19 protein-coding genes are annotated in these 24,095 nt (G+C 32.4%); 1 reads left to right on the forward strand and 18 read right to left on the reverse strand.

The genetic code is table 11. The features are described 5' to 3' along the window. Positions 1 to 45: 45 nt before the first annotated feature. The 16 genes from CELLY_RS08910 to CELLY_RS08985 form a co-directional block, all read right to left on the reverse strand. Positions 46 to 981, reverse strand: coding sequence for a TolB-like translocation protein (locus CELLY_RS08910; RefSeq protein WP_013621344.1), 936 nt, complete (start codon positions 979 to 981; stop codon positions 46 to 48). Between the two features lie 114 nt (positions 982 to 1,095). Next, positions 1,096 to 1,470, reverse strand: coding sequence for a cupin domain-containing protein (locus tag CELLY_RS08915; protein ID WP_013621345.1), 375 nt, complete (start codon positions 1,468 to 1,470; stop codon positions 1,096 to 1,098). A 182-nt stretch (positions 1,471 to 1,652) separates the two neighbouring features. Continuing rightward, positions 1,653 to 2,108: a RidA family protein gene (locus tag CELLY_RS08920; protein WP_013621346.1), complete on the reverse strand. Its 456-nt coding sequence runs from the start codon at positions 2,106 to 2,108 to the stop codon at positions 1,653 to 1,655. 217 nt (positions 2,109 to 2,325) lie between these two features. Continuing rightward, the gene (locus CELLY_RS08925) at positions 2,326 to 3,279 is read right to left on the reverse strand and encodes a 2OG-Fe(II) oxygenase family protein (protein WP_013621347.1); all 954 of its coding nucleotides are present in this window, start codon (positions 3,277 to 3,279) and stop codon (positions 2,326 to 2,328) included. 95 nt (positions 3,280 to 3,374) lie between these two features. Beyond that, complete coding sequence (locus CELLY_RS08930) at positions 3,375 to 3,611, reverse strand: SMI1/KNR4 family protein (protein ID WP_174258349.1); 237 nt, start codon at positions 3,609 to 3,611, stop codon at positions 3,375 to 3,377. Positions 3,612 to 3,778: 167 nt separating this feature from the next. After that, a complete protein-coding gene (locus tag CELLY_RS08935) occupies positions 3,779 to 4,582 on the reverse strand; it encodes a VanW family protein (protein ID WP_013621349.1) in 804 nt (267 codons plus the stop codon). A 169-nt stretch (positions 4,583 to 4,751) separates the two neighbouring features. After that, complete coding sequence (locus CELLY_RS08940; RefSeq protein WP_013621350.1) at positions 4,752 to 5,504, reverse strand: hypothetical protein; 753 nt, start codon at positions 5,502 to 5,504, stop codon at positions 4,752 to 4,754. Positions 5,505 to 5,704: 200 nt separating this feature from the next. After that, the gene (locus CELLY_RS08945) at positions 5,705 to 6,439 is read right to left on the reverse strand and encodes a hypothetical protein (protein WP_013621351.1); all 735 of its coding nucleotides are present in this window, start codon (positions 6,437 to 6,439) and stop codon (positions 5,705 to 5,707) included. 187 nt (positions 6,440 to 6,626) lie between these two features. Then, on the reverse strand, positions 6,627 to 7,979 hold the full coding sequence (locus tag CELLY_RS08950) for a TrkH family potassium uptake protein (protein ID WP_013621352.1): 1,353 nt from the start codon (positions 7,977 to 7,979) through the stop codon (positions 6,627 to 6,629). 394 nt (positions 7,980 to 8,373) lie between these two features. Then, positions 8,374 to 8,802, reverse strand: coding sequence for a hypothetical protein (locus tag CELLY_RS08955; protein ID WP_013621353.1), 429 nt, complete (start codon positions 8,800 to 8,802; stop codon positions 8,374 to 8,376). A gap of 60 nt (positions 8,803 to 8,862) precedes the next feature. Then, complete coding sequence (locus CELLY_RS08960; protein ID WP_013621354.1) at positions 8,863 to 9,942, reverse strand: SMI1/KNR4 family protein; 1,080 nt, start codon at positions 9,940 to 9,942, stop codon at positions 8,863 to 8,865. A gap of 277 nt (positions 9,943 to 10,219) precedes the next feature. After that, positions 10,220 to 11,422 carry a GAF domain-containing sensor histidine kinase gene (locus CELLY_RS08965; RefSeq protein WP_013621355.1) on the reverse strand — a complete coding sequence of 401 codons (1,203 nt, stop codon included), beginning with the start codon at positions 11,420 to 11,422 and terminating at the stop codon, positions 10,220 to 10,222. A 132-nt stretch (positions 11,423 to 11,554) separates the two neighbouring features. After that, a complete protein-coding gene (locus tag CELLY_RS16720) occupies positions 11,555 to 12,172 on the reverse strand; it encodes a tetratricopeptide repeat protein (RefSeq protein ID WP_169309923.1) in 618 nt (205 codons plus the stop codon). Between the two features lie 328 nt (positions 12,173 to 12,500). Beyond that, positions 12,501 to 13,598, reverse strand: coding sequence for a hypothetical protein (locus tag CELLY_RS08975; RefSeq protein ID WP_169309924.1), 1,098 nt, complete (start codon positions 13,596 to 13,598; stop codon positions 12,501 to 12,503). Positions 13,599 to 13,646: 48 nt separating this feature from the next. Continuing rightward, positions 13,647 to 15,572, reverse strand: coding sequence for an FAD-dependent oxidoreductase (locus CELLY_RS08980; RefSeq protein ID WP_013621358.1), 1,926 nt, complete (start codon positions 15,570 to 15,572; stop codon positions 13,647 to 13,649). Between the two features lie 32 nt (positions 15,573 to 15,604). Next, a complete protein-coding gene (locus CELLY_RS08985; RefSeq protein WP_013621359.1) occupies positions 15,605 to 17,227 on the reverse strand; it encodes a sulfatase in 1,623 nt (540 codons plus the stop codon). A 154-nt stretch (positions 17,228 to 17,381) separates the two neighbouring features. On the opposite strand from CELLY_RS08985, the gene CELLY_RS08990 reads away from it, so the two are divergent. Continuing rightward, complete coding sequence (locus tag CELLY_RS08990) at positions 17,382 to 18,977, forward strand: helix-turn-helix transcriptional regulator (protein ID WP_013621360.1); 1,596 nt, start codon at positions 17,382 to 17,384, stop codon at positions 18,975 to 18,977. 96 nt (positions 18,978 to 19,073) lie between these two features. Here the strand turns inward: CELLY_RS08990 and CELLY_RS08995 are convergent, their stop codons facing one another. Both CELLY_RS08995 and CELLY_RS09000 read right to left on the reverse strand, forming a co-directional pair. Then, positions 19,074 to 20,810, reverse strand: coding sequence for a RagB/SusD family nutrient uptake outer membrane protein (locus CELLY_RS08995; RefSeq protein ID WP_013621361.1), 1,737 nt, complete (start codon positions 20,808 to 20,810; stop codon positions 19,074 to 19,076). A 17-nt stretch (positions 20,811 to 20,827) separates the two neighbouring features. Further along, positions 20,828 to 23,995, reverse strand: a complete 3,168-nt coding sequence (locus CELLY_RS09000) for a SusC/RagA family TonB-linked outer membrane protein (RefSeq protein ID WP_013621362.1) — start codon at positions 23,993 to 23,995, stop codon at positions 20,828 to 20,830. Positions 23,996 to 24,095: the final 100 nt, after the last annotated feature.

Consider the following 24,095-nt stretch of genomic DNA (forward strand, 5'->3'; position numbering starts at 1 on the left):
CTGTGTGTCTTAACCAATTATTGTACCACTTACGTATTTATAAGTTTAGTTTTTAATTATATTTAATTTGGTAACATATATTTTACTTAAACCATTTTTGCTCTCTTTTATATAGTTTTTAAAGTCTAAAACTTTTTTAAACTCTTGAGGCTTAATGTTTTTTCTTTTGCTAGTGAAGTATAATTTTTGATTTTTTTCATCATAAAAAGGGCAATACTCCATATATTTTGTGTTTATAGGAAGCCCTAAGTTTTTAGCTTTTGACCAGTTGTTATTTTTGTCTTTTTTAGAAATGTATAAATCCCCACTTCCTTGACCGTCTTTGGCATTGTATTTTGTGAATAGTAAAAAGTCTTCAGATTTAGAGATAAATGCATTAAACTCATAACCATCACTATTAATATTTTTGTTTAAAAGAACGGGTTCTTGGTATTTGCCTTGTTTCCATTCGCAAAAATAAATATCATCTTTACCTAATCCTTTAGGAGAAGCCATTGTAAAATATAAATTATTAGTACTGCTTACGGTAGGGTAAAATTCATCTAAACTAGAGTTTACTGGTGTTCCTAAGTTTTTTGGATTAGACCAACCGTTATTTTTGGTATCCCTATCTACATACCAAATATCAAAATCTTTTTTTTGACTACTAGAGTTGTTTAAAGGCCTGTCTGACACAAAAAATAGTCTGTTTTGATCTGGAGTTAAAAATGGCTCTAAATACATAAACTCATCACAAAAGGGTAGTAGTTCTGGCTCTAACCATTTGTTGCCTTCTTTTTTTAGTGTGGCTATCTGAGAAATTCCACCATCTGGACTTTGTATTGTAAAATAGGCTTCATTACCGTTATTAGAAATGCAAAAATCACGTACGTTGTAGAACTGATTTAGCTTTTTATTAAACGTTGTAATTTCATTTTCAGTTTGGGCACTTAATAAATTAGAAAATAAAAATAGAGCAAGTAGTAATTTAATTTTTCTCATAGTTTTTTTAATATAAGCCAAAAAAAATCCGAAGCTCAGGAACGCGTGCAACGAAGCTTCGGAAATTTTAATAAATAGTTTACTGTTTACTTATAAAACAGCGTTTTTTAAGTGTTACTTCTTATCTCCAAAATAAGAAACACCGCCACCGCTTAAAAAATCTTCTCTAACAGGGCTAAACGTGTCAATAAGCATACCTTCTTCTAGGCAAACAGCGCTATGCAGTAAATTTGGTTCTATATAAACCCCATCTCCTGCTTCAACAATTTTCTTTTCACCATCAATTTCAAACTCAAACTTACCAGATACACAATAGGTAGCTTGTGTGTGAAAGTGTTGGTGTGGAGCACCTAGTGCACCTTTTTCAAACTTTACTTTTACCATCATAATTTGGTTGTCATACCCTAAGAATTTTCTTGACACTCCTCCGCCAAGTTCTTCCCATTCCAAATCTTTTGTGGCAATAAACTTTTTACTAAATCGTTCCATTTTATTTTATACTTTTTAATGATTTTAGCAATATAATTTATTTTTAAAAAAGTATGGAGTAATGTATTAGAAACTTTTTAAGTAAATGGGTGTAAAACCGGGTTTGTTATAAACCGTACATATTTAGCAGCTATTGTTTTTTGTATTCTGTTTTACGCTTTAGTGGTATTGTTAGTTAATTATTACTTTAGGGTAAAAGTAGCTGTTAAGCCCACACTAAAATTACGAGGTAGTTTATGAACCCCAAAAATGGCTCTAGAATGTTTTCCTTTATCTTCTAATACCTTAACAAATAAGTCCGATGCTCCGTTTGCAACAATGGGAGAATCATCCCAGTCTTGCCCCGACTGAAAATAAATATCAATATGATTTAGGCCAACAATAGCATTAAACCCTATTTTGTTTTTTACCTGTGCCAATACATTTAATGCGCATATTTCCATTGCTTTATACCCTTCTTGAGTAGAAATTTTATCTCCCAAACGCCCTTGGTATAGGTAAGTATTGTTAATTATTGGAAATTGAATTGCTATGTACGCTATATTTCCTCTAACATTAACAGAAATATAACTGCCACCTGGTGTAGATACTTCAGGAAGCTCTAAATTTAGCTTTTTTAAATTCTCTTCTGCACTCATACTTTTTAACTTGTTTTTTGGCTTTAAAAACATACGCTTTTAGCAAGCCTAATTTAACAAATTAAAACAGGATAAAACGTTGTTAACCAAAAAAAGCTAGTACCAATGCCTTAAGGTTTACATATAGGCAAGTACTAGCAATTGTTGTTGTACGGTATGGCAATAGTATTTTTTACTGTTTTTGTATAAAAAGAGCGTTATTGTAGCTTTTTTTTCTTTAAAAAGGAGCAAAAGTATCTTTTGGTTCTTTAGGCAAGCTCCAACGTTGGCGAGGTGTAATGTTTTCTGGAGCAGCAGTATTAGAACCAGCACTACCAAAATTACCATAACTACTAGTGCTGCCTCTTGGTATTTGCATACGATCTCCATATAGCCATACAACCAAGTTGCTACGCTGGCCACTTGTTATTGGGTGTGTAGCGTGTGGTACGTTACCACGGTGAAGTATTGCTTTACCTGGCTCAAAAAACGTTTGTACCGTTTGCTTAGTGCTTTTGTCATAAAAATCTACTTCAGAGCCGGTGTACTCCTCATCGGGTAGGTTAATGTTAATGTTTAAAGTAGCCGATGAAGCATCTGTGTGTGCTTGTAAGTCTTTTTCTTTGTCTGGATTGTATCTAATAGAAAACCCAAAAGTTTGACTATCATAACCCTGTGTGCCAAGTAATAAACGAGAAATAGGCCTCATATAACGGTCCATAATATCATTATAAAATGCCTGAAAATTAGGTGCGCCAAGGTGTCCCTCAGATCTTGGGTCTAACATAACCCCATAACGGTTTAATTGTATACCGTATGGTGGGCGTGCAGGAATTTTAGAGTTGGCTGCGGCTTCTAAATAATTACGAAATTCTGCTAAACGCTCAAGATCAAAAAATTGTATTTTGTAAACACCTGGTATAATCTCTTCCCATAAATCTGCAACAGCATTTTCTTTTTCTGGATTTTTCCAAGCGCTATTAACTGCTTCTCTTAAAAGCGGATCTAATAATGATTGGTCTGGTATTAATAAATTGTCTTTATTTTCAATTTCCCATTCTACCCAAGCATCTTCAAGTAATTTACGGTTGTTATTCCAAAAATGAGAGACCGACTCTTCACGATGAAGAGAAGCTTCACGAGTAGGCAATGTAAGCGAGCGTGCTTGTGCCAGTGCATTAGTATTTGTCATTTTTTCTGTGTTTTAAAATTATAACACAAAATTACGTGCAGACTACTGTTTAAGCTTTGTAAAAATTAATGAGGTTTTGGTAAAAAACGAGGTAACTAATGATTGTTATAGTTTAATATCATTCTTTTTTTGTCAGATTTGTCAAAAAATGGGTAAAGTTGAAAGAAGAAATCATCAGTGTCTATTTCTCCACCATTTGATTTTTTCATTCGGTTTTTAAATTCAGTTGAGAATGTTACGTTCAGTTCAGATTCTGTTTCTATTATATATTTTTCTTCTACTGGAAAAGGCATTTTCGTTTCATTTTTTGTTGACTTTCTTTTATTCTGCAATTCTAGTAAATTATGCAGAACGGTCTAATGTATTGGCAGTAGCAGATTTTAAGCACTAAAGTTAGCAAGTAAATCACAGATAAAAAGTCTACTAGTTCCTACGCTTCGTAATTTGTAAGCATACTAATACTAGCAATGAATTATACACGGTTTTACCCTTTATTATTTTAATTTTTAAGAAACGGATTATACATCATAATAGCGTGATTTTCAACTATAACTTTTTCGGTAATTGTATTTTCTGTTGACGTTATTTTAACAATCTGATTATGTCGTGAATATCCTCCCCAAATTTGCTGTTTTATTTGATGATTTCTTTCTTCAATTTTAAATGTTTCATTCAATTTTTCTTTAGATAATAATTCTCCGTATAAATGAGTTTCGTCCATCCATAATTTGATGATGAAATTATTATCTGTTTCATTTTTTATTTGTAGGTCAATATAATTGTACGATAAAGTTGCTCCTGCACCAAAAGGTACTTTTCTATTTACATCTGGAAAAACATCAAATCCGTGTCTATATCGCTCTTTAATTGTTAATGGACTATGTGCGAAAATCCAAAAAAGCAAATTTCCAAGTTGGCAAAGTCCTCCGCCAATATCTTTATCAATTTTTCCGCTTTTTAAAACTAAACCTTCTAAATAGCCTTTTCTTTTTGTAGGCCTACCAACTAATTTCCAGAGTGAAAAATATTCATTCGGTTTAATTTCAATTTGATTTAGATGTTTTATAGCAATTTCAAGATTTGTTCTTTTGTTTTCTTGAAGATACATTTCTACATCTTTTAGCGGTCTTAGAATTAGTGATTTGTGTTTGAATACTGAATAATCGAAATCTTTTTTTGCATTGCTTTTTGAGTATTTTTTATCCGTAAAAAACCAATTCCATTTTCGTTTTAGGATAAAGTATTCTTTTCCTAAAACTTGTCTTAATTGACCTCTTTTTATTGGTTTTTCAATTTCGTTCATTTTGGCTATTTTTAATAAAGGTAACGGTTGGGCTAAGCGTAGTTGCGTGTTTCAGCTACTAATTTAGCAAATACAAACCGAATAGAAAATCCGCGAGTCCCGACGTTTCGGGATTCGCAAGTAGGCGAGAAACAAGCAATGAATTTTATACGTTGTTCTACGCAGTTTTTTAGTGATAATATTGACTTAAAAAACTCGGATTTCCTTTTTCTTCAGAGTAATAATAAATTCCGATTATTAATTTACTATTGTCAGGTACTTTGTCATTAATTCCATTGTCATTACTTGTCCATTCCGTTTGTTTGATAATTCCTGTCAGTTTTTGGTCTATCGGATTTCCAAATCCACTTATTTCAGTCACACTTTTAATTGTCAAATCAGATGCGAATGTTATTTCATAAATCCCAAAATTTTTATCAAGTTCAATTCCTTTAAATTGTTCTAAGTTTTTATGAAGTTTTGATATTTCTCGATAACTTATTTTATCAGTCGAATTAATATTATTTTTCTTGAATGTTCTTAAAATATCTAATTCACGTTTCTGTCTATTCTGATTAGTTTTATTAAGATACAGTATACCAGAACACATTCCAATTCCAAAGTTCCCGTCTTTGTTTTTTCGTGCATAAGCAACTAACTTTGTGTTTGTAGGAATATAAATGTCGCAAGAACTTCCAATTCCATTATCACTTCTGCCATAAACATAAATTGATTTCAATTGTTCTCCTTTATACAATTCATTAATCTTTATGTCTGCTTTATATCCTTGTTCATTTTTTTGATTCGGATAGATTTTTAGAATTGTTATGTTAGCGACAAATTCCGACTCAATAAATTTTTCCGTTATTTTCGGTTCATCGCAATCGCAAGCAAAAACTCCGATTGAAAATAGAAATATTGTGATTTGCAGGATGTTTTTCATAATTGATGGCAACGGACTTGTGTATGGAACGTAGCGTGCAAAAAGACACTAATTTTTCGGATAAACACAGAGCCGAATTTTTATATTTTGTTTTAATTTATTTCTTTAATACCAAATCAAAAGGTTTTGCGACATCGCAAATAAACACAGACTTTTGAACTAACACAAACCAGCCCTATTTACTATATATAGTGTTAACATTAGTTTGCTTTTTTTAATATTTTACTTATTTCAGGTGTTTTTTTGTCGTAAGCAACAATTATGGAATCCCCGACTTTATATAAATCTTTTGTTGATGAAAATTGACAATCAATAATTTTGTTTTCAATTTCTATTTGATAAGAATAAATCCATTTAGCGGCTATTTCCTTTCGTTTTATTATATATGCATCTCTAAACTCTTTTTCTAGTATTACAGTTGAAGTCTTAGGAGATTCTTCATTTAAATTACTCAATATCGTATTTATTTCATCACCATAAAAAATGTTGTCAAAAACAATAGTAGTAGGTATTATACACAATACAGATAAAAGCAATATTAATTTTTTAGTTTTGTTGTTTGGAAAGAATATCCCTTTTAAAACAGAGAAAAAGACACCCCAAGATATTCCTATTAGTATTATTGATAGTATACCCCAAATAGTTTGTCTCGTTATTCCCAGAAGTCGATATATTACTAAAGCTAAAACTAAAGGAATAAGACTTAATAGTATTTTTTTTGAGTTTTCAACAGTAAATTTAGCGGTAATATTTTTTATGTCAAATCCAACGTTATTTTTTGGAGGAGGTGGCGGAGTTAAATCTTTTTCGTAAAATTCACATTCATTATTAAAATCAGCAATGTTACCAGTTAGATTACAAATCAAGCCTTGTTTGAAATCTGGTTTTCTATTAACACAGGTTTTACAAAATTTCAAATGATCTTCTCTTGTCATATTTGTATTTTTTTTAATTAATGTTAACGGTCTCGGCTATGAGTAGTTGCGTGGGTTAGCACTTAACTTTGCAAGTACACACCAAGTTGGAAATTCCTGCGGAATTTCCAAAGAAGGCGAGAACAAGCAATTACTTATAGCCATTGTTGTGTGGCGTTTTTTTCTATTTTTCCTTATATTAATTTTTTCATACAGCCAAATCATCAGCTCTGATTTTTTTAGAATCGTTATCTTTTTGTTGCAACAAAGCAAATCCAAAAGTTAGAACTCCAACTCGACCAATAAACATTAAAATAATTATCAATGTTTTCCCAATATTAGATAAATCTCCTGTAATTCCTGTGCTTAATCCAACAGTTCCTAAAGCGGATGCTACTTCAAATAATATGCTTTCAAAAGAAAAGTTTTCAAAGTAAGAAAGTAAAAATGAAAACAAGAAAATTAAACTCGTATAAAGCATAAAAGTAGATGTCGCAACATATATTCTCTCAAATGGAATAAGTCGGTTTAAAAATGTGATTTTTTTCTGACCAAACAATCGACTTTTCAATATCGATAGCATTGCCGTTAATGTCGTTATTTTCATTCCTCCTGCTGTTCCCGAAGGCGAAGCACCGATATACATAAGAAAGGTTACAAGCAACAATATTGGCAAAGATAATTCACCGATAGGTATCGTGTTAAATCCAACAGTTGTCATAGCTGACATTGCTTGAAAGAAAGAGGTCATTAGTGAACTATTTGAGCCAAGAATAGATGATGACTCTGTTGTGTAAATGAGTAAAGTACCTAAAAAAAGCAAAAACAAAAAGCCATAAACAATGATTTTAGTTGTAAACGAAATTTCTTTTGATTTACCTCTAATTCGATACCACAAATCTGTAATTACAATAAAACCCAAAGAACCAGAAATTGCTAATACAGAAATAATTGTATTAATAAAAGTATTGTCTTGATAGCTTTCGAAACCATCATTAAACAATCCAAATCCAGCTGTGCAAAACGATGAAATACTATGAAAAATTGAAAACCAAATTGCTTTTAAACTTCCCATTCCTGAATTGGTAAAGGCAAAGTAGAAAAGTATAGCTCCAATAGTTTCCATTATTAGGGTAAAAACAATAACGCTTTTGATGAAATCTTTTATCTGAATTGTATTGGGTAAAGTAAATTCAGTACCTATTAACTTACTATGCCAATGAGTTATTTTTTTTGTGGTAAATATTAAATAGTATGTCGTTAGCGTCATATATCCAATTCCGCCAATTTGTATTAATGCCATAATAACAAACTGACCGAAAAAATTATAGGAATCGAAAACGCTTATAGTTACAAGTCCAGTAGTTGAAATTGCAGAAGTCGAAATAAACAAATTATCTAAAACGGATATGTCGGTTTTGTGAAAAAAAGGAATAGACAGTAAAATAAATCCAATGAGCGTATATAAAAAGAATCCCCAAACTAAATTCATTTGAGGTGATTTACTAATTTGGAATTTTCGGTACCAATTAGATATTTTCTTGTATGTTTTATTTTTCATTTTTTGTATTCAGGTTTTTGTTTGTAAATGACACACAACTAGTAAATAAACTCAATTTATTGCGTTTATTCCGCCAATATGGGTGAGTAAATGCACATTTGGCTTGCTAGTTTGTTATTTGGTTGTTTTATTTTCTTATAATATATATTAATTTTTTATACTGTAATAATGGAAATGTGTAATTGGCATATTTTTAGTACAATTTGTAATTATACATAAAAAACTAGAGAAGTTAACACCCTGTATTTTGTTTATATAGTGTTTTTGTGTTCTTGCTGCTAGCGTGTAATAATATGCTATTTTTTTTAGATTAGTATTGAGCCACACAGTAGGTGCATTATAAATATACACATGCACAGAACCTTTTTGTTTTGCCCCAAAGTCCGCATTAGGTTTAGGTATTGTTAGGTGCAGTTTTTATTCTTTTCATACTTACATATTCAACAATTTTTCCACCAATAAAAACAAACAATGATATAATTCCAGAAAAAATCAGTCCGGTTATAAATGAAAAATTCCGTCCTGTATCCAAAATCATTTTTTGCATCGCTTCTTTTTGCTCAGTTGTAATTTCCTCTCCGTTAAAAAATCCGTCTCCATTTAAGTCAAATTTTTGTAGAGCCAGTTCCGATGTAATGTCAGAATAAGTCGCTCCTCCAACAATCAGAAGATAAATTCCGAAAAACACAGTTGTGCTTATCCAAAACCATTTCCATTTTCCATTCGCGAATAACTTTTTTCTTTTCAGAAGTATTATTCCCAAAGTCATTATTGAAATCTGGCTTGGAATTATTAAATGATATGGTAAACTTATTTCGTTCATTAGTTTCGTTTCGGTTTTGTTAAATTACCTACAACGTTTAGTATAAGAGCAGTGGCGGATTTAAGACCACAGCCTTTTCCACCAAGACCTGCTTTTGTTACTAGTATTATCGTTTGTTTTATCACTTTCTCCGCCATTGCTTTTATACATTGTTGGCGGTAGTTTTTCATCATTCGACTTCTCTTTGAATTCAAATGATTTCTTCAATTTTTCTATCTCTTCAGGGTTTTCTTTATGATATGGAATTTGTAAAAAGTCCCAGTTTTGTTTTGATAAAAATGGTTGAAGAAATTCCTCAATAATTGACTTTAAATAATTTGAATTGTCTTGAAATGATTCTACTCCAATTCTTAAGTCGATATCCAAAACATAATTAAAATCTTTGTTGTTTTGGAAAAGAAAGGTTTTACTTTGAAATTTATTTGGGGTTATTCTAAGATGAGCAGATAGCTTTGAATTTATCTTTAGTTCTCCGTAATACCATTTCTCAAAATTATACCACCCATAACCATCATTTGTCTTTTGCTCAAGTTCTAGGTCAAACGTCTTATTAATTATTCCTGCAATTTGCTCTATTGGCTCATCAGATTTTAGTCCAATAAAAAATGAAGTTGATTCATAACCGTAATAGACTAATTTGTTAATTAAGTCATCATAGGATTTAACTCTTAGTTTTTCTTCATATCCATTATCAGCACATTCTAATTCAAAATGTACAATCTGAGGAATTTCATATGCTGATTCAACATTATAACCATAATCAAAACATAACATTGTATGACCATCCATATGTGAGAGAATAGGAAGTCTTTCTAAATTAATGAATTCGGATTCTGTCGAACTTTCAAGTTCTTCTTTGTCCATATATTCTAGCAATACATCTTTTAAAATTTTATAACCTCCGTGATTGATAATTTGGTCAATTGTTGAACCATTAAATAAAAGTTCATTGACATCACCATTATGGATTAGAGCACTTTTCCATAAATATCCACCATTTTGGATTTTCATATGTTCCCTGTAAAGACTTGGAAATTTAAATCCAATTTCAGTTTCTTTTTGAACGATTTGTTCTTCCGTTCTTCCAATACTTTTATCAGTAAATCCTTTTGCAGGTTGTTTCCAAATATCTTCTGTCATATGATTTTTCTGTAATTACCGCCAACTAGTAAATAAACGCAATGTATTGCGTTTATTCCACCAATATGGGTAAATAAATGCACTTTTTGCGAGTTACTTATTTTTCTTACAATTTATAAATGTTTTTTTATAGCAAAAAATAAAATGTATGGTTGTACCATTTTGCTGCTTGTTTGGTATTAAAATGTGTATGGTTTGTTTACATAAAAAAAGCCCTAAGCTAATTACTTAGGGCTGTTGTTTATTGTATGGCTACAATTACTTATAATTAACGTTTTTATTTTTTTATACTAAAGCTAAAGGTGGCTCCTTGGCCTAAAGTAGAGCTTACTTGTATGTTTCCGCCAGATTTTTCTACTATTTTTTTTACGGTAGCTAAACCAATACCATTACCACGTATACCGTATTTGTCTTGGTTGGCGTTTACTTCAAATATTTTAAAAATCTGTTCTTGTTTTTCTTGGGGTATTCCTGGGCCATTATCTTTTACGTAAAACTGGTAATGAGTTTCTGAGTCAGACACACCCAATTCTATCTTTATTTGTTTTTTGTCACTATATTTAATTGCATTGGTTACCAAGTTTATTAATATTTGGTCTAATGCAGTTTCATTAATATACAAGTCTGTAATTGTATTTTTTAGGGTAAAATCTATATTTTGTTCAAAAGAAAACAAACCAAAAATGGTATTTTTTACAGTTTCTACCTTTACATCTACCTTGTTTTTACCTAAAATACTTTCGCTTCTGCTGTAATCTAATAAACCTTCTATTAAGCCTTTTAATTTGTCTGATGAGTCTATAATCATCTTTAAAATTTGTTTGCCCTCATCATCTATTTTAGACTGGTACATATCTAAAAACATACTTGTTAAGCTAGATACGTTGTTTAAAGGAGACTTTAAATCGTGCGCAGCAATAAAAGCAAAACGTTCTAGGTCTAGGTTTTTTTCTTCTTGCTTTTGTAGTTCTTCTTCTAATCTTTTTTTGCTTTTTCTAAGGCTAAGTAAATTCATTACTTGTTTAGATAAGGCTTGTAAAGATTTTTGCTGATGCTCTGTAAGTGTGTTTGGTTTTTGGTCTACTACACATAATGTGCCTAGTGGCAAACCTTCTTCTGTAGTAAATGGTACACCTGCATAAAACATAACATGTGTGTCTCCTGTTACCAAAGGATTGTCATGAAAGCGTTCATCTTCACTAGTATTAGGTACCATAAAAACTTGTCCGTTTTCATGTATTGCGTGCCCACAGAAAGATACTTGCCTGTCCATTTCATTTACATCTATACCGTAGCTAGATTTAAACCACTGTCTGTCTTTGTCTATAAGTGTTATCATTGCCATAGGCATATTGCAGATTTCTGCAGCTATAGCGGTAATATTATCATAGTCAGACTCTGGTAAGGAATCTAATATAGAATAAGATTGTAGCGAGTCTAATCGCTCTCTTTCTTTAATGTGCTCTTTTGGTGCTATCATGGGGCCGTAGCTTTTTTTACTTATAGTAGGTTGTAAAAAACACAAAAAATGCATTTCACGGGACTTTCCACACACTTAAACGATGTTTTAATGTGTTTATTGTATGGTGTTTAAATATAATACCGTATTATTTTATTCTAGCCTTTTATATTTGTTGTACTGGGCTGTTTTGCCTTGTTTTAGGTAGAGTTTTAATAACTTTTGTAATGAGCTTGCATTTCCTTTTTTATGATTGTCTACAGCAGATTTCCATACTTTTTCTGCCTTTAACAAGTTGCCCTTTTTGTAATAAGCCTCTCCTAATAAGTTTTTCGTAAAAACAGAAGTAGAGTCTAGCTCTAGGTATTTTATAGCCTCGTCATACTGTTTAAGTTTTAAATAAGCATTGCCTAAGTTGTAAACAACGTCTAAGTTGCCTTTGTCTGCAAGGTTTTTTGCGTATTTAATTGTGCCTTCATAATCTTGATTACTTGCACACAAAGAAGCTAGTATTTGAGCTGCAGACTCATTGCCTCTTTCAAAACTCATTTGATAATATTTTTTAGCTTCACTAAGGTTATGGTTGTTAACATATAATAATGCTAACTTGTTCATAGATTTTGTGCTGCCGTCTTCAATAGCCAACTTGTAGTGTTTTATGGCTTTTTCTATATCTCCTTTTTTCTTGTATTTATCTGCTAAAGACTCGTTAGACGGACTACAACTGTTTAGCAAGAGTACAAATACAGAAATTTGTAGTAATTTCTTCATTTTCATAGGTTAAAGTTCTTAGGTTTGTTTTCTTTTTATAGCCCGTAATAGCGTTCAAAAATTACTTGCCTTTTCTGGGGAAGAAATGGTGGCTTAAAAAAGACGTTTAGTTTTATATCATTTGTAAATTTTTATTGGTTTTTATAATTATTAATAAATTAAAGGTAAGTTATTTAAGGTACAAAAATAAGGTTATTCTTGCAAATCAAGAAAAAACTTGTAATTAATTAACATATAACGTTTTAGTAGCTGTTTAAATTTATAACAAAATAAAAGAGCCTTGCGTGGGCAAGACTCTTTACTAAATACAATTGTGTTTTAAATTAAGTTATAATTTGTTCTTATGCAGTTGCTTAAAGTTGGTAATTGCACTTTTTTGATTCTTAGTTAGATTTTTATCTTGTAAAAACCAATACACACGCCTAGCAGTAATAAAGTTAGCATTTAGTAATGGTATTAGGTGATCTGCGGTTTTTTCTGAAAAGTAATTTTTACTTTCTAGCATTTGCAACAATGCAGCTATCTCTTGATACGTTTTTAATTTACCAGCATAAGCACTAATACTGTCTAAATACTTGGGTTTTATATTGTGTGTAGTATTTTTTATAGATTTTAGTGCGGCTATCTTTTGTGTTAAATTCCCATTTATAAATAGCTTTTTAATGGTTTTTAAATAGGTGTTTTTAGGAGAACCTTCTAGGTAATTAATAGTAGGTTTTACCTCTTTTTGTGTCTCTTTTAAATTTTTAAAAATTGCGTTTATAAAGTTGTTTTTATACAATTTTCTTTTGCTCAACTCTGCTAAAGCAAGTGTGTAGTAAGTTGTATTTTTTTTGTTTATAAAAGCAAGTAATTGCGCATCTGTTGCTGTGCTTGCAGTTATTTGTTGGGCAATTGATATTATTTCTCCGTTAGCCCAATGCCAAAGCGTAAAACAGGTAAGTGCTGCGCCAGGTACAGTGTCTTCTTCAGCTAGGTCTAATGCTGTTGCTCCAGATATGGCATCTATATTGTCACTTAACTCATTTTTTACTGTTAAAACATCTTCTATGTACACTTCTTTAAAAGGTGATTTTTTGTTTTTGAGTATGGTGTGTAACTTATCATAATCTTTGGGTGCAAATACATCTGCTTCATACTTTTCTAAAGTTGCTCCTTTTTGTAAAGTGTACCGTTGGTATTCTCCTATGGCATTCCAGTACATACGAACCGGAATTACTTTACACACATTTTCTAAACAAATTACAGACTGTACGTCCATAAAATACTCTGTGGTAATACCTGCAGCATTTTTAACTTGTGTAAGTACTACTTTGGTAGGTGCTTTTTCTCCTGGGTGCTGTACTGTAACCACATGCTTTATAGTGCTGTAATTATTAGCATAATAATTTTGGTAGCTGTGTTTTTCTTTTTGAAGCGGAATCAAAAAGAAAAACACAATGCAACTATATATGTTTAATTTATTTAGCATCATTTATGCGTAACAACGAACCTCAAATAACTTTACATCTTTAGCGCCATACGTTTCTGTTATGTTAATTTTAATGGCGGTTACTTTGGTGCTGTTAAACTTAAATTTAATAAGCCTAGTTTGGTTATTGTCAATAGCTCCTAGGTTTGTCCATTTGCCATTTACCCTACCTTGTATTTTAATTGCTTTGGTCATTTCTTCAGGTACACCATTTGTAAATAACTCATCATTTCTACTGTCTTTACGCATCATAATATTACGATTTACATTGGTGTCGCATTTTATTTCTACGGCAGATAGTGCTATAGGTGCATTCCACTCTAATTGTAATTCTGCGGGTAATCCTTTAGACATCCAATGATTAATTTTGCCGTCTATGTCTCTAGAAATTCCGTTGGTAAGTAGTTTTGCATCGCCAGATGAAGTAGTAGAAGCAAAAATTAAACTTGCTTTTTTAGCCAAGTCATTCGGATCTTTTGCAGGTCTTTTAGGAATGTAAACATCGTCTCTTAACAATTGCTCTTGCAACTCATTTATGTATTTTTTACCAACTTCCCTAGGTGTTGTGTTTTTTTGATTACAAATAGCTGCTGCTGTACCCACTGCTTGCCCCATTAATGCACAAGTTGCCATAATACGGCTAGATGATAGCGCAATGTGAGTTTGACTAACATTACGCCCAGCAAACATTAAGTTAGTGATGTTTTTAGAGTACAAGCTTCTAAACGGAAATTCATAAAGATCATGAAAATGATAATGAAAATGAGTTGGTGGTTCAGTAATATTGTCTATTCCTCCCGGAATATGCTCATCTATTGGCCAACCACCAAAAGCAACAGCATCTGGGTAATGTTTATACTCTGTTAAATCTTTTTCAGACACAATGTAGTCTCCTATAAAACGGCGAGATTCTCTACGGCATGGCAGTGAGCCAACCCAATCTAAGGCAAAGTTTTCTGCTTCCGGAAATTCACCTGAGTTTTTTATGTAATCCCAAACGCCATGTAAATACCCCATTAAACGGTGTCTGTTTTCTTCATAATCTGCAATAATATCATCATCACTACCTAGCTCTATCCACCAAATTCCGTTTTGAAAACCAGCAATATTACGTTTAGGATGTGCTTTTTTATAATCGTATTTTATTGCGTAAAAAGGAGGAGTGTATTTCATAGGTCTTCCCATATCTTTAGAAGACATAAGTAGGGTAGCTCCCATTTGCCAACCATCTGCTTTTTCTGGTGCAAATGTTTCGTTAAATTCAGATGCAGCTTCTCTACCTGTTCTGTATTCTGCTCCTGCCGTTGCAGCTAACAAACCATCTCCAGAACAGTCTATAAAAATAGGTGCGTTTAGTGTGTACAGCATTTCTGTTGTAGATTGCCAACATAAAGCAGATTTAATTTTTGAACCAGACATTACAGCTTCTATTGCTTGTGTGTTTAGCATTAGAGTTAGGTTTGGCTCACGCATAACATACTCGTACAAAACATGGTCAAAAACAGTATAGGCTTCTTGTTCGTTGCAAAACCTATTTAAAAGTAGCATTTCTTCAATAATACCAGTTTCTCTTTCTGCTTTTCCGTTTTTTAATCTGTTTACACCATTTAAATGTACACGCATTTCACTAGATGCATTACCTCCTAAAACAGGTCTGTCTTGCACAAGTACAGTTTTAGACCCATTGCGTGCGGCAGCAACTGCGGCACTTATACCAGCTGCGCCACCACCAATAACAACAACATCATAATCTGCTGTTTTTTTACGGTTTGGTATACCTGTTTTTCCGCTACCTAAATTATACCATTTGTCTGTATCTCTGTTGTAAACAATATCTTTTGGACCTCCGTGGGCAGTGGTTATCATTGGCACAACACTAGCAGCCACTGCGGCCTTGGTTCCTTTTTTAAAAAAATCTCTTCTTTCCATAATTCTATATTTTGTAAAAAGTTTGTTTGGTTTTACTTTAATTTTGGTTTATTTCCTTGCCACCCTTTAGTAAACTGTAGCATTAGTTTTTTTACCAATTTTGGATTTTTACTGGCAATATTTACAGTTTCAGATGGATCTAACTTATGGTTATACAGCTCTATGAAAATGGGTTCGTTTTTAGGTTTGTGTTTATCTTTCCACACAATAAAGCGGTAGTCTTTTGTTCGCATAGCATATCCCATAAGTGTATTTTCAAATACATTTCTATTCCATTTGCCTTTTTGCTGATGAATTATTCTTGCTTCTACATTTTTAATAAGCGGGCCAAAAAAGGTTTCTTTCATTGCAGGCCTTAGTGGGTAAGCTCCCCATTCTCTAAGTGCTGGTGTAGGAAACTGACTAAAAGCTGCAGTTTTCCATTTTTTAGTTGGCTTGTTTACTATTGGTTTAAAACTGTAGCCTTCTACATAATTTGGTACAGGAATATTAGCGTAGCTGCATAAGGTTGGGTAAATGTCTACAAGTTCTACCAAGGCATTTGTTTTTTTACCGCTGCTTTTTTTAGGCATATTTGGAGCCCAAAATAGCATAGGAACTCTAGTGGCTACTTCATAATTGGTAGCTTTACCCCAAATACCCATATCTCCTAAATGGTATCCGTGGTCACTCCAAATAATAATAATGGTATTGTCTCTTAGTCCTTCTTTTTCAAGCTGAGTTATTATTTTACCTATTTGAGCATCTACATAGCTTACACAAGCTAAGTATGCGTGCTTTAAGGTAACAGCTAAATTGTTATTTAACTCTCCTTTTTTTGGTATGCCACTTCTGGTTCTTAACTCAAAAGAAGCGTGTAAGCCCATTTCTGCACCTCCTTTTGGGCCTTGTTTTTCTAATGCCAGTTTTATAGTATTAGGGTTGTATAGATCCCAATATTTTTTTGGAGATGTCCAGTTTAAATGTGGTTTGTTAAAGCCTAAACCAAGAAAAAATGGCTTGTTGTTGGTTGCCATTTCTTTCATTGTTGCAATGGCTAGTTCTGTGTTGTAACCATCTAAATATTCATTATCTGCTACATCTGCGTTTTCATAAGCCGTACCCATTGCTAATCCGTATTTGGCAACTTCACCATACTTAGCAATCATTTTAGCTCTTTGTTCTTTTCTATCTTTATTATTTTCTTCTAGTACAAAACCTCCAGGTCTTTTAATGTTTTTTAAAAGCATACTATCAATTGCAGGTTGTCTGCTCCATGACAGTCCATCATCTAAATCACCATGATGAAAAATTTTACCACAATACACGGTTTCATAACCGTTATTTTTAAATTGTTGTGGTAGGGTTACTACATTTGGGTTTGCATCTCTAAACTTTATATAGTTGTGGTAAACACCACTAGTCTCTGGGCGTATGCCTGTAAGCACACTAGCTCTAGATGGTCCGCAAATTGCTTGTTGGCAATATGCATTATTAAACAACAAGCCTTCAGTTGCTAACTTGTCTAAATTTGGAGTAATAGCAATGTTAGATCCGTAACAACCCAATTCTGGTCTTAAGTCGTCTATAGCAATAAAAAGTATATTAGGTTTTTTTTGAGAATAACAGCTAGTTGTTATCAAAATAAAACAGATTATCTTAATTAACTTTTTCATTCAAAATTAAGTTTGTGAGTCTTCTCAAATCTAGATTAAACTCTTATAAAAGCAGTAAAATATCACCTTACAAAAACTTAACATTGCTATTTTTTCGTGTTTTTTTACTTAACTTTAAAGTAATTTAAATTTTAAATTAAATGATATTAAATGTATGATTTTCAACATATTAAAGCGTTTAAAGTTATTTGTTTTTCTTGCGTATTTACTTAATGCTATATTTTTTAACACCTTACAAGCCCAACAGTTTAAGGCCTTTAAAAATAAACCTGTTATTACAGAAGAATATTTAGACACTAGTTTAAAAGAAGCTAAAAATGAATATGCTATTGCTTTAAAAAAGAACGACTCATCTGCAGTAATTGAGAGTTTACTTAGTTTGTGTTATTTAGAGCGAATTAATTTGAATTATAGTGATGCTTTTATGTACGGAGGAGATGCTTTGTTTAGAGCAGAGGAATTAAAAGACACACTTTTAATGGCTAGAGCAAATGAAGAAATTGGGTATTTAAATTATTTGTTTAAGCAAGATGATTTGGCTGGTATAAATTTTAAAAAGGCCTATACTTATTTTAAGATTTCTTTTGATGAAAAAAAAATACCAGCAAAGGATATGTATAGCGCAAATTACAATTTAGCCTTGTATTACCAACGTACATCTAATACTGTAATGCTAAAAAAATACATTGCAAATTGTGCTGCTATTGCCAAAAGAGAAAAAATGGACCCCATTTACAAAGCTTATTTAGACGAAAAAAGAGCATCTATATTAGAAAAGAGTAGCAATTTAAATGAAGCATCTAAACTATTAACTAGTTCTATTAAAGCTATTAACAAAAAGTCGTCACTAATACATAATAGTTTTTTAATTGTACTTTACTCAAGGTTAGGAGGAATATACAGAAAGCAGAAAAAAACAGAGCTTGCAAAACAGAATTATGAAAAAGCTTTGACAATAAAAGATGTTGAGGGCGAATTAACTTTTTATAGAAGTTATGTGTACTCTAGGTATGCAGATGTTTTGTACAAACTAAAAGACTATAAAAGCTCTTACCAGAATTTGCGTATTGCTAATGAAATAAATGACAGATACCTTAACCCAAGAAATGATAGTAACCAAGGTTTTTTAACCATACATAGCCATTATAGTGAGCAACTAAATGCAAAAAATGAATTGTTAAACAATCAAAAGTTAGAGCTGGCTAGCCAAACACAAGAAATATTACGATTTAGAATACTGTTTTTTGCAATAGTGTTTTTGCTAATAATAGCAGCATTGGTAATTAGATCTAGGTTACGCTTTTTAAAACACCAAAAAAAGCAGCAAGACTCTAATGAGCAAATTGCAATTAAAAATAGTGAGTTAATGATTAATACATTGCAGCTAATAGAGCGTGAAAAAGTAATAAAAGAACTAAGTAATTACATAGAAAAAGAAAATACATCTAACAAAGCACCAGCAATTTTAAAGTTAATAAGAAAACGTTCTGTTACATTATGGGAAGCCTTTAATAATAGATTTTTAGCTCTTAATGAAGGTTTTTATGAGCGTTTAAAACAAAAAGTTCCGGATTTAAGTTCTGCAGATTTAAAAGTGTGTGCATTAATTAAACTTAATTTTAGTGGAAAAGAAATGGCTTATTTACTTGGTATTTCTTTAGGTAGTGTACACGTAGCAAGGCATAGGCTGCGTAAAAAAATGAAAATTGATAGAGACGTAAATTTAGTAAATTACATAAACTCTATTTAATGGAGCTATAAAATAAAAGAGCCTTACATAAGTAAGGCTCTTTAGTGTTTACAAATAAACTAACTCAAACAATTGAGAACTAAACTAACTGTTATATTAATAACCAAAGTTTTGTACCATAGTTGGTGCTTTTTCTACTTCTGTTGCAGGTATAGGAAGGTAGTAGTGTTGTGCCATCCAAGGTCTTTCTACCACAGTTACTTCTTCACTAATTTCAGAGCCATCAGTAGTTTTTGTCCATCTTAATCCTTTTACATCAAACCCTAAGTGGTCTTCATTCATCCATCTTCTTTCATCAAAAAAGTTATGACCTTCAAAACATAATTCTATACGTCTTTCTCTTTTTATAGCTTCAAGTAAATCTGCTCCTGTAGCAGTAATGTCTGGCTGCAATGCTCTAGTAGATATTTTGTTTACAAATGTTCTGGCTGTAGCTTCATCACCTAAATGGTATTGTGCTTCTGCATAATTTAAATAAATTTCTGCTAGCCTATATAGTATGTAAGGTCGCTCTGGAGATATACCAGTTAAACCGTCTACCAAACCTTCTGCATTTAAAGTTCCAATACTTTCATCTTGAAACTTTCTAATGTTATAGCCTGTTTTAGAGGAATGTTGTTGGTTGCCTAAACCCTGCTCAGAGTCTAAGCCGTGTGGGTGAGCACCTGTATCATTAGATAAATAATACTGTACTTTACGACCTCTAAATTCTGCTCCGTTGTAATTAAGATCTGCATAATACCTCATTTCTCTATTGATATTAGGGTTTGCAGGATCAAAGCTAGCGTCATTAGTAGTGCTACCATCTGCCATATTAAATTGTAAAGCAAAGTTATGAGTAGGAGCAGCTAAAGCCCAACCACTGTATCCGCTAGGAGAAAATGTTTGGTCTGGCAAAGAGTTTGCATCTGTGCCAAAATCATAATAAAGAGCACTGTAAGGCCTTGCAAAAAGAATGTCTTCATTGGGTGATAAAAATAATTTTTGGTATTCTTCTGCATTAGCAACAGCAATTAAATCGCGCGCACCAACTAGGTCTATTACAGCTTTAGCAGCATCTGCAGCATCTTGCCATTTTGTAGGTTTAGAGTAGGTGTATAGTGGGTCATTACTAGGAGCAAATGCAGGGTCATGTAATTTACTAGCGGCATATAATAATGTTCTAGACTTTACGGCTAATGCAGCTAATTTAGTTGCTCTACCAAACTCGCTACCTGGTCTTGTTTCTGGTAAAACAGCAGCAACATCATCTAACTCTGTAACAATAAAATCTACACACTCTTCATAACTATTACGTACTAAAGCAAAATCGTCATCTAAACCTAAAGCATTTTCTAAAATAGGAACACCACCATAAAAACGAATTAATTTGCTATAAACATTAGCGCGTAAAAAACGCATTTCAGCTTTTAAAACAGCTACTTTTTCTGGGTCTTTTTGCATTGCTTGGCTATCATCTACTTTATCTAAAAACTCATTAGCAAGTCTTACATAATCCCAATAGTTATCCCATTTTCCGTTTAACATACCAACAGTACCAGGTGTCATACCAGCTCTAAGTCTAAATTGGTCTAGTAGTTTAAAATTAAAAATAGCCTCATAAGAACCTACCTCTAGATTAAATCTACGTCCCCACCATTGCCTTTTATTAACGCCCCAACTTTCTGTACTGTTGTAAACAGTATATACTAGTCTTTCTAACTGTTCTGGGTCGTTATATATTAAGTCTTCTGCAAAGGCATCTGTAGCCTCTACATCTAATACATCATTACAACTAGACAAGCAAAACAGGCCAATTGCTATAAATGTATATATTAATTTTAAATTTTTCATATCTGTATTTTTTTAAATTAGAAACTAAAGTTTACACCTAATGTATATGTTTTTAAAGACGGGTAAGTACTACCTCTAAAGTTATTGTAACCGGCTGCTTCTGGGTCTAAACCTAGCTTTTGCACATCAGAAAACATTGTAATTAGGTTAAGTCCTCTTGCAAATATTTTTATATCACAAAACTCAATTTTGTCTTTTGGAATAGTATAACCTACTTCTATTTCTTTTAGCCTTAAGAAAGATGCATCATGCAACCATAAATCTGCTCCTTGAAAGTTTTCAGAATTTCCACTTTGGTTACCACTATACTTGTCACTTTGTCCAAAAGCTCTAGGGTATCTAGAGTCTCTGTTTGTAGGTGTCCATCTTTGGTTAAATACATATTCTGGTTTTGCTCCTGCTTGATCAAAAAACACTAACATTTTAGCCTCTGCTTGCCCTTGAAAAAGGAAGCTCATATCAAAATTTTTGTATTTAAAACCACCGTAAACACCATATTGAATTTGTGGAATGTTAGAACTGTAATCTCTAACTCTATCATTAGCATCTATTTTACCGTTACCATCGGTATCTAAATATATTGGCTCTCCTTCTACAGTACCGCCTAGTTTAACATCTGTAGCATCTACTTGTGCTTGATCTCTAAAAATTCCTGCTGTTGGATAAGTTATGTAAGAGTCTATAGAATACCCTTCTCTTTTTCGCCATTCTGGTACATCACTAGCTTCTGCTAAAAATACCACTTCATTTTTAGCTTTGGTAACGTTACCGCCAATGTTATAGCTAAAATTATCATTTACTTGTTGGTTCCAGCCTAACTCTAGTTCCCAACCAAAGTTATCTACTTTACCAATGTTTTCTGCTGGTAATGTTAAACCAGCTGCATCTGGTATAGCAGCTGCTCTAGTAACTAATATATCTTCTCTGTTTTGGTAGAAGTAGTTAAAGTCACCAGTAAGTTTACTTTCAAACATAGAAAAAGCCAAACCTATATTTTTCATATAAGCAGTTTCCCAAGTAATGTTAGGGTTTGGAACATTGTCTGGAGTATAGCCATTAAAAGTTACTCCAGGATTACCAAAAACATAGTAATTAGGATTAGCAGTATTGGTTGGTCCGCCATAATCAAAACGAGTTAAGTATTGAAAAGCACCAATACGGTCGTTACCCATTTTTGCCCACGAACCTCTTAGTCTTAGGTCTGTTAACCAGTCTGCATTGTCTAAAAAAGATTCTTTATTAATTGCCCATGATGCAGCAACACCTGGGAAGGTACCATACCTTTTTCCAGGGCCAAAGTTACTAGAGCCATCATGACGAATTGTAAAGTCTACAAAATATTTCTTTTTATAATCGTAAGAGAAAGAACCAAAATAGTTAACTCTTCCCCATTCTTGTGATGTACCAAAAGACTGTTGACCTTCATCACTACCTGCAAAAAGCTCTGTATGTTCTTTGGTAGGAAAACCTTGACGTTGAGCCCAAAAAGAACGTTGTTCTGACTGTGCTTGCTCATAGCCAACAAATGTGTTGATTGAGTGATTTTCTCCTAGTTTTTTCTTGTAATATAAAGTAGCGTTTGCCTGTACTTCATCAAACTTCCAGAAGCTTTCAGTAAGTATTCTTTCTCCTCCTCTTTGAGACTTACCTGTTGTTGGTACATATTCTCCTGTAGATTCCTGAAAAGAATAAACCGTCCATGGCGTATACCATGATTTTTGATCGTTATTTTGTCTACGTACACCAACAAAAGTTTTAAATGTTAATCCCGGAGTAATAGATTTTAAATCCCAATCTAAAGAAAAACGACCTCTTAATGTATTGTCAATTCTTTTAACAAAGCCAGACTCGTTACTAGACATAACGTATGGGTTAGCTCCGTTTTCTCCTCCCCATCCTGGTAAACCATTTGGGTAAATACCTACTTCTGTAGGTTCGTTAGTATAAATGTGCTTGTATATAAAGTTAGCATCTACACCTGGCTCTTGCGTGTTTCCAAACCTACCAGAAAGGTCTACACCTAATTTTATGTTGTTTGTTAATTTAATATCTAAGTTAGAACGAACTTGGTTCTGTCTAAATCTTAAATCTCCAGACTTAAATAAACCTACTTGTTTAATAAAGTCGCCACTTACAAAATATTTTACATCTTCACTACCACCAGAAATAGAAATTGAGTTTCTAGATTCTGGAGATGTTTTAGCAAAGGTTAAATCGCTCCAATCTGTGCTAGGGTAATTAATAGGGTCTGTACCTGCTGCATAATTATTTATTTGTTCTTGTGTAAAACGAGGAGCTTGCCCTAATCTATCATTAATTTCATTCTCGTAAATTGCGTACTGCTCAGAAGACATAAGTTCTGGAGTTACAGAAAAAGAAGATAGGTTGTATGATGAAGAGATGTTAATTTTTGGCTTACCAGATTTACCTCTTTTAGTAGTTACTAATATTACACCATTTGCTGCTCTAGCTCCATAAATTGCTGCTGCACCATCTTTTAGTATAGTTATAGATGCAATGTCTTGCGGAGATAGTTGAGAAAAAGTTCCTGTTACAACACCATCTATTAAAATTAATGGTGAGTTATTGTTTAAGGTAGATTTACCTCTAATTAATAAAGATACATCACCTGTAGAACCAGGATACCCACCTCTATCATTTACAATTAAACCAGAAACTTTACCAGCTAATGATTTAGCTAAATCCTTGTTAGATGTTTTTTCTAACTCTTCACTTTTTATGGCACTTACAGAACCTGTTACTTCTCCTTTTTTACGAGTAGTATATCCTAAAACAACAACTTCTTCTAGGTTTTCTGCATCAGCAGCCATTGTTACATTAATTGTAGTTTGGCTACCTACTGTTACTTCTTGTGCTTTGTATCCTATATAAGTAAATATTAATACAGGATTATCTCCTTCTACAGTAATACTATAATTACCATCAAAATCTGTAGTAGTACCGTTTGTAGTTCCTTTTACAACAATACTAACGCCTAACATTGGGCCTAGTTCATCTGAAACGGTACCAGTAATTGTTTTTTGTTGTGGTAGTATAGGTGCATTAGGTGTAGCACTTGCATGTAAAGGTATGGTTAGCAAACTAAATAATAAAAGTTGCGTTAATAGCAATTTGTTAGATAGGAGAAAGTACTTTCCTATTTTTTTAATTTTTGGTTTTTTCATAATTCTGAGTTGTTACGTTAGGAGTTTTTTAGTTACATAGTGTTTTGTCTAATACTTATTTAGTATAAGTATAGCCTAGTAGTTTTTAGTTGTTTTTTAG

This window comes from Cellulophaga lytica DSM 7489 (genome assembly GCF_000190595.1).
GTDB classification, from domain to species: Bacteria; Bacteroidota; Bacteroidia; order Flavobacteriales; family Flavobacteriaceae; genus Cellulophaga; species Cellulophaga lytica.

Coding starts and splice junctions, on each gene's coding strand:
- CELLY_RS08915 (WP_013621345.1), bottom strand. CDS start 1,470: ATGGAACGATTTAGTAAAAAGTTTATTGCCACAAAAGATTTGGAATGG.
- CELLY_RS08965 (WP_013621355.1), bottom strand. CDS start 11,422: ATGATAGCACCAAAAGAGCACATTAAAGAAAGAGAGCGATTAGACTCG.
- CELLY_RS08950 (WP_013621352.1), bottom strand. CDS start 7,979: ATGAAAAATAAAACATACAAGAAAATATCTAATTGGTACCGAAAATTC.
- CELLY_RS08995 (WP_013621361.1), bottom strand. CDS start 20,810: ATGAAAAATTTAAAATTAATATATACATTTATAGCAATTGGCCTGTTT.
- CELLY_RS08960 (WP_013621354.1), bottom strand. CDS start 9,942: ATGACAGAAGATATTTGGAAACAACCTGCAAAAGGATTTACTGATAAA.
- CELLY_RS08990 (WP_013621360.1), top strand. CDS start 17,382: ATGATTTTCAACATATTAAAGCGTTTAAAGTTATTTGTTTTTCTTGCG.
- CELLY_RS08925 (WP_013621347.1), bottom strand. CDS start 3,279: ATGACAAATACTAATGCACTGGCACAAGCACGCTCGCTTACATTGCCT.
- CELLY_RS09000 (WP_013621362.1), bottom strand. CDS start 23,995: ATGAAAAAACCAAAAATTAAAAAAATAGGAAAGTACTTTCTCCTATCT.
- CELLY_RS08985 (WP_013621359.1), bottom strand. CDS start 17,227: ATGAAAAAGTTAATTAAGATAATCTGTTTTATTTTGATAACAACTAGC.
- CELLY_RS08940 (WP_013621350.1), bottom strand. CDS start 5,504: ATGAAAAACATCCTGCAAATCACAATATTTCTATTTTCAATCGGAGTT.
- CELLY_RS08955 (WP_013621353.1), bottom strand. CDS start 8,802: ATGAACGAAATAAGTTTACCATATCATTTAATAATTCCAAGCCAGATT.
- CELLY_RS08980 (WP_013621358.1), bottom strand. CDS start 15,572: ATGGAAAGAAGAGATTTTTTTAAAAAAGGAACCAAGGCCGCAGTGGCT.
- CELLY_RS08945 (WP_013621351.1), bottom strand. CDS start 6,439: ATGACAAGAGAAGATCATTTGAAATTTTGTAAAACCTGTGTTAATAGA.
- CELLY_RS08910 (WP_013621344.1), bottom strand. CDS start 981: ATGAGAAAAATTAAATTACTACTTGCTCTATTTTTATTTTCTAATTTA.
- CELLY_RS16720 (WP_169309923.1), bottom strand. CDS start 12,172: ATGAAGAAATTACTACAAATTTCTGTATTTGTACTCTTGCTAAACAGT.
- CELLY_RS08920 (WP_013621346.1), bottom strand. CDS start 2,108: ATGAGTGCAGAAGAGAATTTAAAAAAGCTAAATTTAGAGCTTCCTGAA.
- CELLY_RS08935 (WP_013621349.1), bottom strand. CDS start 4,582: ATGAACGAAATTGAAAAACCAATAAAAAGAGGTCAATTAAGACAAGTT.